Source organism: Janthinobacterium longum, from assembly GCF_051380735.1.
GTDB lineage: Bacteria > Pseudomonadota > Gammaproteobacteria > Burkholderiales > Burkholderiaceae_D > Janthinobacterium.
Map to the genome: position 1 here is coordinate 106,369 of NZ_JBNYXQ010000007.1, position 14,229 is coordinate 120,597.

Consider the following 14,229-nt stretch of genomic DNA (forward strand, 5'->3'; position numbering starts at 1 on the left):
CTTATAATAAGTTCATCTTTTATTATATGACCGAGGTTTTCTTGTCCATGAATCAGCCAGCCGCCAAACGCCTTATCATGATCGTTGACGATGACCAGCTGCTGCTGGAGTTTTTTGGTGAGATATTGCGCCATGCAGGCTACGAAACGGCACTGGCCAGTTCCGCCGAAGCTGCCCTGCAACTGATCGCCAAGCGCGAGCCTGACCTGGCCCTGCTCGACATCCATATGCCGGGCATGTCCGGCCTGGAACTGGCCAAGCGCCTGCACGCGGAAACTGCCGTACCGTTCATGTTCCTGTCCGGCAGCGGCGACAGCGAGTCGGGCAAGCAGGCGGCCGCCTATGGCGCCGTCGGCTATGTCGTCAAGCCGGTCGACGAAGGTCGCCTGATGCCCGCCTTTGAGGCGGGCCTGGCGCGCGCCGACGATATCCGCCAGTTGCGCCGCACCGAGCTGAACCTGAACGCGGCGCTGGCTGCCGGCCGCGAAACCAGCCTGGCCGTGGGTTTGCTGATGGGCAAGTTCCAGACCGACCGCAATACTGCCTTCGAAGTGCTGCGCGACCATGCCCGCTCCAGTCGCCGCAAGATCAATGAAATCGCCAGCCAGCTGCTGCTGGCCGAAGAAACCCTGAACGGCTTGCACGGCGCTTTCCTGAACCGCGCCAAGGTCATCAAATAAGCATCAAGTCATTCTTCCCGGCGGCGCACCGGCCGGTGCGCCGTTCATTCCCCGTTTTCTGCCGTCCATCGCATGGTCCATGCCGTGTGCACGCCATCGCGCTACAGTCAGGCTCCCAACTTTGACACTAGCGAGTACACCATGTCGATCCGATCCCGTCTGTGCCTGGCCCTTGCCGGCACCATCCTGTCCTTCAACGCCATCGCTGCTGCCGGTGAGCCATTTACCTTGGTGCAAGGCAAGCATGGCGCCATTTCCACGTATGGCAGTGGCTCCGATAACGAGGAACTGGACCGTCTAAAGCGCACCAGCCAGGGACCCTTCCTGTGGTTCCGTGACCATGGCAAGTCGTATGTGATCGAAGACCCCGTCTTGCTGGAGCGTGCCGGGGCTGCCTGGAAACCGGTGCAAACGCTGGGCCAGGAAATGTCGGCGCTGGGCCAGCAGATGGATGGGCATGGCAAGCAGATGGGCAAGCTGGGCCACGAGATGGGCGAGCAGGGCCGCCAGGGCGCCAGCGAGGCCACCCTGGATGCGAAAGCGCGCCAGATGGAGCAGGCCGCCAAGCCAATGGACAGCCTGGGCAAGCGCATGGGCGAACTGGGCGAGCGCCAGGGGCGCGCCAGCAAGGACGCCGAATGCGCCACGCGCGGTGTGATCGATGAGGCTTTGCGTACCGGCAAGGCAAAACCGGTACGGGCCGGCTGACGCGGGGCCGCGCCGCACAAGAACTGGACAAATCCACAGTAGATTGCGGCGCGACAGCCCGGTGTCGGTATAATCACGGGATGCAAAATCTTCTTCACAACCTCAATCCCGAACAACTGGCCGCCGTCACTTTGCCAGCCCAGCATGCCCTGATACTGGCCGGCGCCGGCTCGGGCAAGACCCGCGTGCTGACTACCCGCATCGCCTGGTTGATCCAGACCCAGCAGGTGTCGCCACCGGGCATCCTGGCCGTGACGTTTACCAATAAAGCCGCCAAGGAAATGCTGACGCGTTTGTCGGCCATGTTGCCTATCAATACGCGCGGCATGTGGATCGGCACTTTCCACGGCCTGTGCAACCGCTTGCTGCGCACGCATCATCGCGATGCGGCCTTGCCGCAGACCTTCCAGATCCTCGACTCGCAGGATCAGCTGTCGGTGATCAAGCGTTTGCTCAAAGCAAACAATATTGATGATGAAAAGTTTCCGCCGAAGACGGTGATGTACTTTATCAACAACGCCAAGGACCAGGGGCTGCGCGCCAAGGACGTGGAAGCGTACGATGCGCACGAGCGCAAGATGGTCGAGCTGTACCAGCTGTATGACGACCAGTGCCAGCGCGAAGGGGTGGTCGATTTTGCCGAACTGCTGCTGCGCACCTATGAACTGCTGAGCCGCAACCAGCCGCTGCGCGAGCATTACCAGGCGCGTTTCCGCCATATCCTGGTGGACGAATTCCAGGATACGAATAATCTGCAATACAACTGGTTGAAATTGCTGGCTGGCCACGGCAGCCGCGAGGGCGGCGCGCTGTTTGCCGTCGGCGACGATGACCAGAGCATCTATGCCTTCCGTGGCGCCAACGTCGGCAACATGAGCGCCTTCGAGCACGAGTTCCAGGTGAAAAACCTGATCAAGCTGGAGCAGAACTACCGCTCGCACGGCCATATCCTCGATAGCGCCAACGTGCTGATCGCCAACAACAGCAAGCGTCTGGGCAAGAATTTGCGCACCGACGCCGGCCATGGCGAGCAGGTGCGCGTGTATGAAGCCAGTTCCGACCTGCAGGAAGCACAGTGGATCATCGAGGAAGCGAAAAGCCTGATCGCCGAAGGCGCTTCGCGCAGCGAGATTGCGATTCTGTACCGCTCGAACGCGCAGTCGCGCGTGATCGAACACGCGCTGTTTTCGGCCGCGATTCCCTACCACGTATATGGCGGCCAGCGCTACTTCCAGCGCGCCGAGGTCAAGCATGCGATCGCTTACCTGCAACTGATGGACAACCCGCACAACGATTCGGCCTTCTTGCGCGTGGTGAACTTCCCCACGCGCGGCATCGGCATGCGCTCGATCGAACAATTGCAGGCCGCTTCCGAGCAGTATGGCATTTCGCTGTATGCGTCGGTACCGTATGTGGCCGGCAAGGCGGGCAGCAGCCTGGCCGGCTTCGTCAAGCTGATCGAGGGCGTGCGCTTCGAAACCCAGCAATTGTCATTGCCGGAAATGGTGCGCGTGGTGCTTGAAGCGAGTACCTTGCTGCAGCACTACCAGAACGAAAAAGAAGGCGCCGACCGTATCGAGAATCTGGAACAGATGGTCAGCGCCGCCACCCAGTTCGTGTCCGAAGAAGGTTTCGGCCAGGCTGCGCCAGCTCACCTGGGGCCAGCGGCCCAAGCGCAATCGGGCGCACCGTTGGTCAGCCAGGATGGCATCGAGATCCTGGACGCCGACGCGCCGCTGCCGGCCGTGATGTCGCCGCTGTCGGCCTTCCTGTCGCATGCTTCGCTGGAAGCCGGCGACAACCAGGCGCAGGCGGGCCAGGATGCGCTGCAGATGATGACGGTACACTCGGCCAAGGGCCTGGAATTCGACAACGTGTTTATTACCGGCCTGGAAGAAGGCCTGTTCCCGCACGAAAGCAGTTCCAAGGAAGACAATGGCGTGGAGGAAGAGCGGCGCCTGATGTACGTGGCGATCACGCGCGCGCGCAAGCGGCTGTACATGAGCTTTTCGCAGACGCGCATGCTGCACGGCCAGACCCGTTACAACATGAAGTCGCGCTTCTTCGACGAACTGCCGGAAGAAGCATTGAAATGGCTGTCACCGAAAGTGCAGGCCAACTGGTTCGGCAACCGCAAGTCGGCCTGGGACGAAGCGCCGCGCACGGTCGGCAGCCTGGGTTCGGACAATGCGATTGCGCAGAAGATCGCACAAAAGTCACCCGGTGGCGGCTGGCGCATCGGCGAATCGGTGGCCCACGCCAAGTTCGGCGAAGGCGTGATTGTCAATATCGAAGGCGGCGGCGGCAATGCGCGCGCCCAGATCAACTTCGGCCAGCATGGCATGAAGGTGCTGGATCTGGGGATTGCCAAGCTGGAGCGGTTGGGAAGGTGAAGTTTTAACCCTGAAAGCAAATGCTGGGGTCAGACCCTGAGGGAGGGTCCGACCCCGGCGGTTGCCGGTGGGTTAAACCTTGTCCAGCGACACCGTCTTGCTGCTATCTGCCGGCACGCCGAATATCTGGCGGTACGCCGCATAGAACGAGCAGTGCATGATCACGGTCAGTATCATCGACAGCGGCATCATCAGCTGCATCGCCATTGGCGTGCGGCCGACGATCATGAACAGCAGCTGGCTGGTGACGATGCTGATGGCGAACCAGGTCGAGGCAAACACGACAAAGGACGACAGCGAGCGCCAGACGGCGAAAAAGCTGAAGAACAGCGCCTTGCCCAGGCTGACATGTTTCCAGTAGATCAGTGGCGCGGCAAAGCAGAAGGCCATCGCGGCCGGGATATACATGGCGATGGTCAGCAAAATGGCCGAGCCGATATTCGATTCGCGTATCACCTCGGGCGAGGTTTGCGGATTGAGCTGGCCGGTCACCAGTTGCCACAGGGTCCCGCCGTCGACCAGTGACGAGGCGCCGATGGCGACGATGGCCATGATGAGATACAACACGCCCAGGCCGAGCAGCACCGGCAGGGCCGGCTTGCGAAAGCCCGACAGCAGCAAGTTGGGCAAGACGCGCTTGCCGTGGTCGATATTCAGGCACGCCTGGACAAAGGCGACCGAGAAGATCGGCACCAGTATGACGGGCAGCAATTGGCCCAGCAGGGGAATGATGCTCACCAGCAGCATGCATACCATATAGCCGAGAAACAGCATCGACAGGCCGCCCGGTTGCTTGATAAACAGGCCGAAGCCTTGTTTCACCCAGTGCCAGCCTGTGCTTGCAGGTAATTTTTCCATGTTCTTAAAACAGTTCCGGTGCAGGTGTAGCGATGCGTTCGCGCAAGATGCGTTCAAAATGCGTGGGATCGTGGGGCGTCAGCATTTCGGCTGCGCGCGGCTGGTAGTAATCGTACAGGCGCGACAGCCAGAAACGCAGCGCGGCTGCGCGCAGCAGCGGCTGCCAGGCCGTGTGTTCTTCGGTGGTAAACGGGCGCACGGCCTGGTAGGCGTCCAGCAGGGCGCGTACGCGCTCGGCGTCGAGCTTGCCAGTATCGAGGTTGATGCACCAGTCGTTGACGGTGACGGCCACGTCGAATAGCCAGGTATCGCAGCCGGCAAAGTAAAAATCGAAAAAGCCTGTCAGCTGTTCGCCGTCGAACATCACGTTGTTGCGGAACAGGTCGGCATGCACTGGGCCGCGCGGCAAGGCTTTATACGTGGCGCAGGCGGCAAAGGCATCCTGGAAATGGATCTCCGCGCGCAGCAGATGCGCGTTGGCTTCGTCCAGATGGGGCAAGACCAGCGGCGTGGTCGCGTTCCACCAGTCCAGGCCACGCAAATTCGGTTGCTGCAGCGTGAAATCCTGTGCCGCCAGGTGCATTTTGGCCAGCATGGCGCCAACGGCCGCGCAATGCACGGGCTGCGGCGCCATCTGCGAACTGCCGTCGAGCTTGCTGACGATGGCCGCCGGTTTGCCTTGCAGTGCTGTCACCAGTTCACCGTCGGCGTTCGGAATCGGCGCCGGTACCAGCACGCCGCGCTCGGCCAGGTGGCGCATCAGCTTCAGATAGAACGGCAATTGCTCGAAGCTCAGGTTTTCAAAGATCGTCAGCACATGCTCGCCGCGCTCGGTGCTGAGGAAAAAATTGCTGTTTTCAATACCGGAAGCGATGCCTTTGAGCGCCAGAGGCTTGCCGAGTGGGAATTGCGTGATCCACTGGCCGATATCGTCCAGGTCTAGCGCGGTAAAAACTGCCATGGGAAAGAAGTGAGATCAAAAAGGTCAAAAAAAGCCGGCTGCCCCGCAGGCGGCCGGGGCAGGGCAGTGCAAGAGTGGTTGCTTACTTGGCTGGCGGTGGTGGCGCCGGCACATCGTCGGCTGCTTCCTCGTCACGCTGTTTCTGTTTTTTCTTGCCCAAGTCAAATTCCATCACCTTCCATTGCGGGCCGCGCAGGGTGTTGCTGTGTGCCTGGTCGCTGCCGGCGCCCGGCTTCATGTAATAGGTACTGCCACCCGAGGTGACTTTCACTTCCGAGGTGACGCCGTTCTCGCGTTTTTCCGTGACCTGCTGGGCTGGCGCCGCTGGCGTGACGGTAATGGGCGCTTCGCCCATTTCTTCGATTCGTTCCAGCTGCGGTGGCGCATCGCTGGGTTTCGGTGGAGTCTGGGCGCCGGCAAGCGCGGACACGGCCAGCACAGGCAGTGCCAGAAGTCGCCAGAAGGTGGAGGTAGGCATCATGATGGGGTCGCTTCCAAGTGTGACTGCGGCGTGACGCTGCAGTGTACAGGCTGTCAATAAGCCGTTGTTATCTATGGGGCATTGTAACAAACTGGTAAGCGATGCTGTTTTAAATGCAGAGAAATAGCCGGGCGCGCCGGCACGCCCGGCCAGGCGGGCAAAAACAGCGCTGCGTGCGCAAGGTTGCGCGCCCATAAACTCTGCGATAATTGGACGATATTCCACCCGCCTGGCCCATGTTTTCCTCTGGCAGGCGCGGCTCACCTTATTTTATTGGCATTATGCAAAACACCCTGCTGTTAGTCGACGGTTCCAGTTACCTTTATCGCGCCTTCCACGCGCTGCCCGACCTGCGCAGCCCGGACGGCTACCCTACCGGCGCCATGCACGGCATGGTCAATATGCTGCGCCGCCTGCGCGCCGATTACCCGGCCGCCTATATCGCCTGCGTGTTCGATGCCAAGGGCAAGACCTTCCGCGACGATATGTATCCGGAATACAAGGCGACGCGCGCGTCGATGCCGGACGATCTGCGTTTGCAGATCGAACCGATCCATGAAGCCGTGAAAGCCATGGGCTGGCCGATTTTGATGGTTGATGGCGTGGAAGCCGATGACGTGATCGGCACCCTGGCCGTGCAGGCGGCAGCGGCCGGCATGAACGTGGTGGTGTCGACCGGCGACAAAGACCTGGCGCAGCTGGTCAACAGCCAGGTAACCTTGATCAATACCATGAGCAACGAAAAACTCGACGAGCCGGCCGTGCTGGCCAAGTTTGGCGTGCCACCGAACCGCATTATCGATTACCTGTCCCTGATCGGCGATACCGTCGACAACGTGCCGGGCGTATCGAAGTGCGGACCGAAGACGGCCGTCAAATGGCTGACCCTGTACGACAGCCTGGAAGGCGTGATGGAAAACGCGGCCAATATTGGCGGCGCCGTTGGCGAAAACCTGCGTACGGCGCTGCCGTGGCTGCCGCAGGCGCGCGCCCTGATCACGGTCAAGACCGACTGCGATCTGTCCGCACACATGACGACGATCGCCGAATCGCTGGTGGCAAAACATGAAGACCGCGAGGCGCTGCTGGCCTTCTTCAACCGCTACGGTTTCAAGGCGCTGCTGCGCGAACTCGGTGGCGCGCCGCCGCCGATGTCGCCGGTGGGCGCACCTGCCGCCGCTGCCCTGGCCAATACCACCGGTGACATGTTTGCCGACGCTGTACCAGCACCCGAGGCCGTGTATGAAACCGTGCTGACCGATGCGCAGCTGGACAAATGGATTGCGCTGATCGATGCCGCGCCGCTGACGGCCGTCGATACGGAAACCACCTCGCTCGAACCGATGACGGCGCAGATGGTCGGCATTTCCTTGTCCGTGGCCGAGCACGCGGCCTGCTATATTCCGCTGGCGCACGATTATGCGGGCGCGCCGGACCAATTGTCGCGTGAGCATGTGCTCGATAAACTGCGGCCTTGGCTGGAAGACGCCAGCAAACCCAAGCTGGGCCAGAACCTCAAATACGACAGCCATATCTTTGCCAATCACGGCGTGATGTTGCGCGGCATCGTGCACGACACCCTGCTCGAATCGTATGTGTTCGAGTCGCACAAGAAACATGACATGGATGGCATGGCCCTGCGCCACCTGAACTACACGACGATACCGTTCGAAGACGTGTGCGGCAAGGGCGCCAAACAGATCACCTTCAACCAGGTGGAAGTGGGGCAGGCAGCCCGCTACGCGGCCGAGGATGCCGATATCACCTTGCGCCTGCATAACGCTATCTGGGGCAATGTGGCCAACGATGAAAAGCTGACCTTTATCTACGAAAAGATCGAGCTGCCGACGGCGCAGGTGCTGCAAAAGATCGAGCGCAACGGCGTGTTGATCGATGACGCGCTGCTCAATGTGCAGTCGGCCGAGCTGGCCGTGAAAATCCTGGAACTGGAAAAGAAGGCCTATGAACTCGCCGAGCAGCCGTTCAACCTCGGTTCGCCCAAGCAGATCGGCGAGATCTTTTTTGAAAAACTGAAACTGCCCGTCATCAAGAAAACCCCGACCGGCGCGCCGTCCACCGACGAGGAAGTATTGCAAAAGCTGGCCGAAGATTATCCGTTGCCGAAAGTGCTGCTGGAATACCGCGGCATGGCCAAGCTGAAATCGACCTATACCGACAAATTGCCGAAGATGATCAACGCCACTACCGGCCGCGTGCATACCAATTATGCGCAGGCGGTGGCCGTCACCGGGCGCCTGGCGTCGAACGATCCGAACTTGCAGAATATTCCTATCCGCAGCGCCGAGGGGCGCCGCATCCGCGAAGCGTTTATTGCGCCGCCGGGCAGCAGCATCGTTTCGGCCGACTATTCGCAGATTGAATTGCGCATCATGGCGCATATTTCGGGCGACGAAGCGATGCTGCGCGCCTTTGCCGACGGCATCGACATTCACCGCGCCACGGCGGCCGAAATCTTCGGCGTGGCGGCTGGCGAAGTGCAAAGCGAGCAGCGTCGCTATGCCAAGGTGATCAATTTTGGCCTGATCTATGGCATGAGCGCGTTTGGCCTGGCGGGCAATTTGGGCGTCGACCGCGCGGCCGCGCAAAGTTATATCGACCGCTATTTCGCGCGTTTTTCAGGCGTGAAACAGTATATGGAACACACGCGCCAGCAAGCCAAGGCGCGCGGCTATGTGGAAACCGTGTTTGGCCGCCGCCTGTGGCTGCCGGAAATCAATTCGCCGAACGGCCCGCGCCGCCAGGGCGCCGAACGGGCGGCGATCAATGCCCCAATGCAAGGCACGGCAGCCGACCTGATCAAGCTGGCCATGATCGCGGTGCAGGACTGGCTGGAGCAGGACAACCTGCAAACGAAGATGATCATGCAGGTGCACGATGAGCTGGTGCTGGAAGTGCCTGACGCCGAACTGGAACTGGTCAAGCGCAGGCTGCCCGAGCTGATGGCTGGCGTGGCCCAGCTGAAAGTACCGCTGACGGCAGAAGTGGGCGTCGGCAAGAATTGGGATGAAGCGCATTAAGCTGTCAAACGACGTTTTAAACGCAACACTTCAGGAGAAACGCATGAAAGACATGATCACCGATGTTGAAAGTCTGTTGGGCCAGAGCAGCCTGTCCGGGCCGGATGGCCGCCGCGGTTTCCTGAAAGTGGCGCTGGGCACGGGCTTTGCCGTGGCCGCGCTGCCGGTGGTGGCGCAAAACGTCATCAAGACCGATGGCGCGGGCCTTATTTCCGGCACCGTGATGGTCAAGATCGACGGCCAGGACGTGCCCGTCTACGCATCTCAGCCCGAAGGCAAGATCGGCTTGCCGGTGGTGCTGGTGATTTCCGAGATCTTTGGCGTGCACGAGCATATCGCCGACATGGCGCGCCGCTTTGCCAAGCAGGGTTACCTGGCGCTGGCGCCCGACCTGTTCGTGCGCCAGGGCGACGCCACCAAGGCGCCCAGCATGCCCGAGCTGATGAAAAACATCGTCGGCAAGACACCTGATGCACAGGTAATGAGCGACCTCGACGCCATCGTCGCCTGGGCAAAGCAGAATGGCGGCGATACCTCACGCCTGGGCATTACTGGTTTCTGCTGGGGCGGCCGTGTTACCTGGCTGTATGCAGCGCACAATCCTGCCGTCAAGGCGGGTGTGGCCTGGTATGGCCGCCTGGTGGGCGAATCGACGCCGTTCACGCCCAAGCACCCGGTCGATATCGCGCCGATGCTCACCGTGCCGGTGCTGGGGCTGTATGGCGGCAAGGATACGGGCATTCCGCTCGAATCGATCGAGAAGATGAAAGCGGCGCTGGCCAAGGGCACGAGCAAATCCGAATTTGTGATCTACCCCGATTCTGGCCACGCCTTTAACGCCGACTACCGCCCCAGCTATGTGGCGGCCGACGCCAAAGACGGTTATGCGCGCTGCCTGGCCTGGTTCAAGGCCAATGGCGTGGTGTAATCAGTATCTCGGCGGCATCTTTCCTCACTGACCAGCTCAAGGCGGCCGGGCCGTAAATTCACGGTCTTGCCCCCAATGCAGTACAATTGCATCTTGTTTGCGCCACGCCGCCGCCAGGGTTGCACAATTAACAAGCAACAATATCGTACCAAGCAGGCTCCAGCACAGCGGACGCCAGTATCCTGGCGCCCATTTTGAGGTAAGAAATCATCGATCCCGTCCTGATATCCATTTTGCTCGCGACAACGATCGCGGGCCTGTTCAGCATTACTGCGGCGGCGATTTTCTCGTTTGCATTCTTGTCCAAGGTGGTCGAACGCATGGTCAGCCTGTCGGTCGGCATCATGCTGTCGACGTCCTTGCTGCACGCCTTGCCCGAAGCGTTCGAGTCGCAAGCCGATCCGCGCAGCCTGTTTGCGACCCTGCTGGCTGGCTTGCTGGCGTTTTTCATGCTGGAAAAATTTGCCATCCTGCGCCACTCGCACCACCATGAAGGCGACGGCCACCACCATGCGCACGGCCACGACAAGCACGAGGCGGGCAAGGCCGGCTGGATGATACTGGTCGGTGACGGCATGCACAATTTCACGGACGGCATTTTGATCGCCGCGGCCTTCCTGGCCGACCCGAAGCTTGGCCTGGTGACGGGCCTGGCGATTATCGCGCATGAAATCCCGCAGGAAATCGGCGACTTCATCGTGCTGCTGAACGCCGGTTTCTCGCGCCTGCGCGCCTATATTTTCAACCTGCTGTGCAGCCTGATGGCGGTGGCCGGTGGCCTGCTGGGCTACTTCACGCTGGACCGCGCCAGCAACCTGATTCCGTATGTGCTGGTGTTCGCCTCGTCCGGCTTTATCTATATCGCCCTGAGCGACCTGATGCCGCAGATGCAGCGCCGCTCGACTCTGCGCGAAACGATTCCGCAAGTGCTCTTGATCGCGCTGGGGGTAGGCATTGTGCTGTTTTTGACGCAGCACCGGCACGCCGGCTGACAGCTGTATTTCAGGCGCCAGTCGCCACCGGCCGTGCCGGATCGGCGCACCATTCGCTCCACGAACCCGGATACAGCGCGGCGCCTGGCAAGTCAGCCACCTCCAGTGCCAGCAGGTTGTGGCAGGCCGTCACGCCCGAGCCGCATTGCATGATGCTGGTCTCGGGTTTGTCGATCAGGCCGGCAAATTCCCGCTCCAGCTCATCCGCACTTTTGAAGCGGCCGTCGCTCTGCAGATTGTCCCTGAAGAAGCGGCTTCTGGCGCCGGGGATATGGCCGCCGACCGGGTCGATGGTTTCGTTTTCGCCGCGGAAGCGGTCGGGCGCGCGCGCGTCGAGCACCTGCAATTGCTGCGTGGCCAGGTTGGCCACTACCTCTTGCACGCTGACGGTGCGCGTCAGGCTGGCTTGTTCCGTGATATTGCCGGCGGGGCGGGGCGCCACGGGCGTCACCAGCGGCAAGCCTTGCACCTGCCAGGCGGCCAGGCCGCCGTCGAGCACGGCGACATTTGCATGGCCGATCCAGCGCAGCAGCCACCACAAACGCGCGGCAAACATGCCGCCCTGGCCATCGTAGGCCACTACTTGCGTATCGTCATTGATGCCCCAGCTGCGCAGGGTGGCGAGCAAGGCATTGCGGTCGGGCAGCGGGTGGCGGCCTGTAAATGCGGCGCCAGCGGGAGCTTTCGCGCCGGACAGGTCGGTATCGATATTGGCGAACTGCGCATTCTGGATATGGCCGGCCGCAAAGGCGTCGCTGCCGGCCGTGGGCTGCAGCAGGTCGTGGCGGCAGTCAAAAATGGCCCAGTTGCTGTCGTTCAGGTGGCTGGCCAGCTCGCTGGCACTGATCAAGGTGGTGTAGTTCAAGCATCGCTCCTTTACACTTCGCTGGCAATCGGATCCGTGCGCGCGATGGCCGCGCCACGGGCGGTGTTGCGGGTATTGTAATAGGTGGCCGCCAGGCCGGAGGCAAGAATGATGCCGATGCCGGTCCAGCCATGCCAGTCGAACAGGTCGCCAAAGATCACCACGCCCCAGAAGCTGGAAAACACGATGCCCGTATATTGCAGATTGGCCACCACCAGGGTTTTGCCCAGCCGGTAGGCGCGCGTCATCGCCATCTGCGCCATGGTCGCGCACAGGCCGATGGCCGCCAGCAGGCCTACTCCATAGGCGCTGGTATGCGCATGCCAGACCACCGGCCCGCCGCCGGCGCTGGCCACATGGCCGATCACGCCGGCGACGAAATTGACGACGGAAAAATAGAATACGACACGGTATTCAGGTTCGCCCAGCAGTCCAAGTTTCCTTACCTGCAAGTAGGCCAGCGCCGACAGCATGCCCGAGATCAGGGCCGTGATGGCGCCGGCCGCCTGGTCGGTTTCAAACACCGGTTGCAGCAGCAGGGTCACGCCGACAAAGCTCATGGCGATCGCTGCCACCAGCGGCCACTCGACCTGATTGGAGGCTTTCCACCAGCCGCCGGCCAGCAGGATCACGGCGATCCAGATCGGCGCCATGTAGTTCAGCGTCATGGCGGTAGCCAACGGCAGGATGGCGATCGCGTAAAACCACAGCCACAAGGCGATCACGCCGACCACGCCGCGCCACAGATGCTGGCCCCACATGGCGGTCCTGAAGGTGCCGCCCTGATACAGTATGGTGCAGGTCATCACGGTGATGCCGATAATGCCGCGGTACATGACGATCTCGGAAGTCGAGTACATGTCCGAGGCGATCTTCACGCACACGCCCATGATGGCGAACATAAAGCTGGCAAACAGCATCCAAAGTGATTGCATCTGATTCCTGTAAAACGCGGATAAAAAAAGGCCGCACGCGGCGGCCCTGGCACTACAGTGCGATATTGTCGCGGTACCATTCGTGGAAGTGCTGCATGCCGTCTTCCATCGGCGACTGGTAGGGGCCGGTTTCGTTGACGCCACGCGTCATCAGTACCTTGCGCCCGGCGTCCATGCGCTGGGCGATTTCATCGTCCTCGATGCAGGTCTCCATGTAGGCGGCGCGCTCGGCCTCGATAAACTCGCGCTCGAAGAGCACAATTTCTTCCGGGTAATAAAACTCGACCACGTTGCGCGTTTTCTGCGGACCATCGGGCCACAGGGTAGAGACCACCAGCACGTGCGGATACCATTCGACCATAATGTTCGGATACAGCGTCAGCCAGATGGCGCCATACGGCGGCGGTTCGCCACCACGGAATTGCAGCACCTGTTCCTGCCATTTTTTATAGGCAGCCGACCCTGATTTCTGCAGGCCGTGGTGCACGCCCACTGTCTGCACGCTGTAGTCCTTGCCAAATTCCCAGCGCAGGTCGTCGCAGCTGACAAAGCTGCCCAGGCCAGGGTGGAACGGTTCGACGTGATAGTCTTCAAGGTAGACTTCGATAAAGGTCTTCCAGTTATAGTCGCACTCGTGGATTTCCACGTGGTCGAACATATAGCCGGAAAAATCGAGGTCTTTCGAAACGGACAAGTCTTTCAACTTTTCCATCACGTTGTAGCCATTCTGTTCGAACAGCAAGCCGTTCCAGCTTTGCAGCGGCGTTTTCGACAGATTGGTGCACGGCGTTTCCGGGAAGTGCGGCGCGCCGATCAGTTCACCTTTGAGGTCGTAGGTCCAGCGGTGCAGCGGGCAGACGATATTGTTTGCATTGCCACGGCCGTTGAACATCAGCGCCTGCCGGTGACGGCAGACGTTGGACAGTACTTCGATGCCATGGGCGTTGCGCACCAGCATGCGTCCTTCTTTTTCGGACGCCAGGGTGGCGAAATCGCCCGTTTCGGGCACCATCAGCTCATGCCCGATATAGCGCGGGCCGGACTGGAATAATTGCTGCATTTCACGCTGTAACAGCGTTTCGTCAAAATAGACGTGGACCGGAAGTTGCGCGTTTGAGCGCGCCAGCTTGGCGTAAGTAGCCAGATCGGACATCCCACCCCCCATAATATGTGCAACGTTCAGCAGGCTCCGTGGTGATTTCCAGGGCAGCCGCTGCAGAGAGAAAGAATCCGCAAAGACCTGAATTCAAATTGGTTGAAACGGTATTTCGGACAGAACCGGCGATTATAGCGTGAATCGGTGCCTGCCATGCCAAAGTCCCTGCCGAAAAAGCGACTATTTGAATGGTTTTGCAAGAAGGCGACGCTTTCGATCCTGTTTTCATGCAGA

The 14,229-nt window shown here is 60.6% G+C and carries 12 protein-coding genes; 6 read left to right on the plus strand and 6 right to left on the minus strand.

Going from position 1 to position 14,229, the window contains the following annotated elements:
• Window positions 1-47: 47 nt before the first annotated feature.
• From ACQ4WM_RS17980 to ACQ4WM_RS17990, 3 genes are all read left to right on the plus strand, one after another.
• Complete coding sequence (locus ACQ4WM_RS17980) at window positions 48-680, plus strand: ANTAR domain-containing response regulator (RefSeq protein ID WP_436548021.1); 633 nt, start codon at window positions 48-50, stop codon at window positions 678-680.
• Window positions 681-821: 141 nt separating this feature from the next.
• A complete protein-coding gene (locus ACQ4WM_RS17985) occupies window positions 822-1,388 on the plus strand; it encodes a hypothetical protein (RefSeq protein ID WP_436548022.1) in 567 nt (188 codons plus the stop codon).
• 80 nt (window positions 1,389-1,468) lie between these two features.
• Entirely contained in the window at window positions 1,469-3,781 is a 2,313-nt protein-coding gene (locus ACQ4WM_RS17990; protein ID WP_436548023.1) for a UvrD-helicase domain-containing protein, read from the plus strand.
• A gap of 72 nt (window positions 3,782-3,853) precedes the next feature.
• On the opposite strand, the gene ACQ4WM_RS17995 is transcribed toward ACQ4WM_RS17990, so the two are convergent.
• From ACQ4WM_RS17995 to ACQ4WM_RS18005, 3 genes are all read right to left on the minus strand, one after another.
• On the minus strand, window positions 3,854-4,639 hold the full coding sequence (locus tag ACQ4WM_RS17995) for a BPSS1780 family membrane protein (protein WP_436548024.1): 786 nt from the start codon (window positions 4,637-4,639) through the stop codon (window positions 3,854-3,856).
• Window positions 4,640-4,643: 4 nt separating this feature from the next.
• On the minus strand, window positions 4,644-5,600 hold the full coding sequence (locus ACQ4WM_RS18000; protein ID WP_436548025.1) for a homoserine kinase: 957 nt from the start codon (window positions 5,598-5,600) through the stop codon (window positions 4,644-4,646).
• An 82-nt stretch (window positions 5,601-5,682) separates the two neighbouring features.
• Entirely contained in the window at window positions 5,683-6,081 is a 399-nt protein-coding gene (locus ACQ4WM_RS18005) for a hypothetical protein (RefSeq protein ID WP_436548026.1), read from the minus strand.
• Between the two features lie 281 nt (window positions 6,082-6,362).
• On the opposite strand from ACQ4WM_RS18005, the gene polA reads away from it, so the two are divergent.
• The 3 genes from polA (at window position 6,363) to ACQ4WM_RS18020 (ending at window position 11,039) form a co-directional block, all read left to right on the plus strand.
• Window positions 6,363-9,119, plus strand: coding sequence for a DNA polymerase I (gene polA / locus ACQ4WM_RS18010; RefSeq protein WP_436548027.1), 2,757 nt, complete (start codon window positions 6,363-6,365; stop codon window positions 9,117-9,119).
• Window positions 9,120-9,162: 43 nt separating this feature from the next.
• On the plus strand, window positions 9,163-10,047 hold the full coding sequence (locus ACQ4WM_RS18015) for a dienelactone hydrolase family protein (RefSeq protein ID WP_436548028.1): 885 nt from the start codon (window positions 9,163-9,165) through the stop codon (window positions 10,045-10,047).
• Between the two features lie 233 nt (window positions 10,048-10,280).
• Window positions 10,281-11,039 carry a ZIP family metal transporter gene (locus tag ACQ4WM_RS18020; RefSeq protein WP_436548029.1) on the plus strand — a complete coding sequence of 253 codons (759 nt, stop codon included), beginning with the start codon at window positions 10,281-10,283 and terminating at the stop codon, window positions 11,037-11,039.
• Window positions 11,040-11,049: 10 nt separating this feature from the next.
• Here ACQ4WM_RS18020 and ACQ4WM_RS18025 read toward each other — a convergent pair whose 3' ends face one another.
• Genes ACQ4WM_RS18025 through ACQ4WM_RS18035 form a run of 3 tightly spaced genes read right to left on the minus strand, consistent with a single transcriptional unit; the run spans window position 11,050 to window position 13,992 of the window.
• On the minus strand, window positions 11,050-11,904 hold the full coding sequence (locus ACQ4WM_RS18025) for a sulfurtransferase (protein WP_436548030.1): 855 nt from the start codon (window positions 11,902-11,904) through the stop codon (window positions 11,050-11,052).
• Window positions 11,905-11,915: 11 nt separating this feature from the next.
• Window positions 11,916-12,839, minus strand: a complete 924-nt coding sequence (locus ACQ4WM_RS18030) for a DMT family transporter (protein ID WP_436548031.1) — start codon at window positions 12,837-12,839, stop codon at window positions 11,916-11,918.
• 52 nt (window positions 12,840-12,891) lie between these two features.
• Window positions 12,892-13,992 carry an aromatic ring-hydroxylating oxygenase subunit alpha gene (locus ACQ4WM_RS18035; protein ID WP_436548032.1) on the minus strand — a complete coding sequence of 367 codons (1,101 nt, stop codon included), beginning with the start codon at window positions 13,990-13,992 and terminating at the stop codon, window positions 12,892-12,894.
• Window positions 13,993-14,229 lie beyond the last annotated feature (237 nt).

What these genes read in the sequence shown, in the direction of transcription:
- ACQ4WM_RS18000 (WP_436548025.1), bottom strand. Translation starts at nt 5,600, where the DNA reads ATGGCAGTTTTTACCGCGCTAGACCTGGACGATATCGGCCAGTGGATC.
- ACQ4WM_RS17985 (WP_436548022.1), top strand. Translation starts at nt 822, where the DNA reads ATGTCGATCCGATCCCGTCTGTGCCTGGCCCTTGCCGGCACCATCCTG.
- ACQ4WM_RS18015 (WP_436548028.1), top strand. Translation starts at nt 9,163, where the DNA reads ATGAAAGACATGATCACCGATGTTGAAAGTCTGTTGGGCCAGAGCAGC.
- ACQ4WM_RS18005 (WP_436548026.1), bottom strand. Translation starts at nt 6,081, where the DNA reads ATGATGCCTACCTCCACCTTCTGGCGACTTCTGGCACTGCCTGTGCTG.
- ACQ4WM_RS18035 (WP_436548032.1), bottom strand. Translation starts at nt 13,992, where the DNA reads ATGTCCGATCTGGCTACTTACGCCAAGCTGGCGCGCTCAAACGCGCAA.
- ACQ4WM_RS17980 (WP_436548021.1), top strand. Translation starts at nt 48, where the DNA reads ATGAATCAGCCAGCCGCCAAACGCCTTATCATGATCGTTGACGATGAC.
- ACQ4WM_RS18030 (WP_436548031.1), bottom strand. Translation starts at nt 12,839, where the DNA reads ATGCAATCACTTTGGATGCTGTTTGCCAGCTTTATGTTCGCCATCATG.
- ACQ4WM_RS17990 (WP_436548023.1), top strand. Translation starts at nt 1,469, where the DNA reads ATGCAAAATCTTCTTCACAACCTCAATCCCGAACAACTGGCCGCCGTC.
- ACQ4WM_RS17995 (WP_436548024.1), bottom strand. Translation starts at nt 4,639, where the DNA reads ATGGAAAAATTACCTGCAAGCACAGGCTGGCACTGGGTGAAACAAGGC.
- polA (WP_436548027.1), top strand. Translation starts at nt 6,363, where the DNA reads ATGCAAAACACCCTGCTGTTAGTCGACGGTTCCAGTTACCTTTATCGC.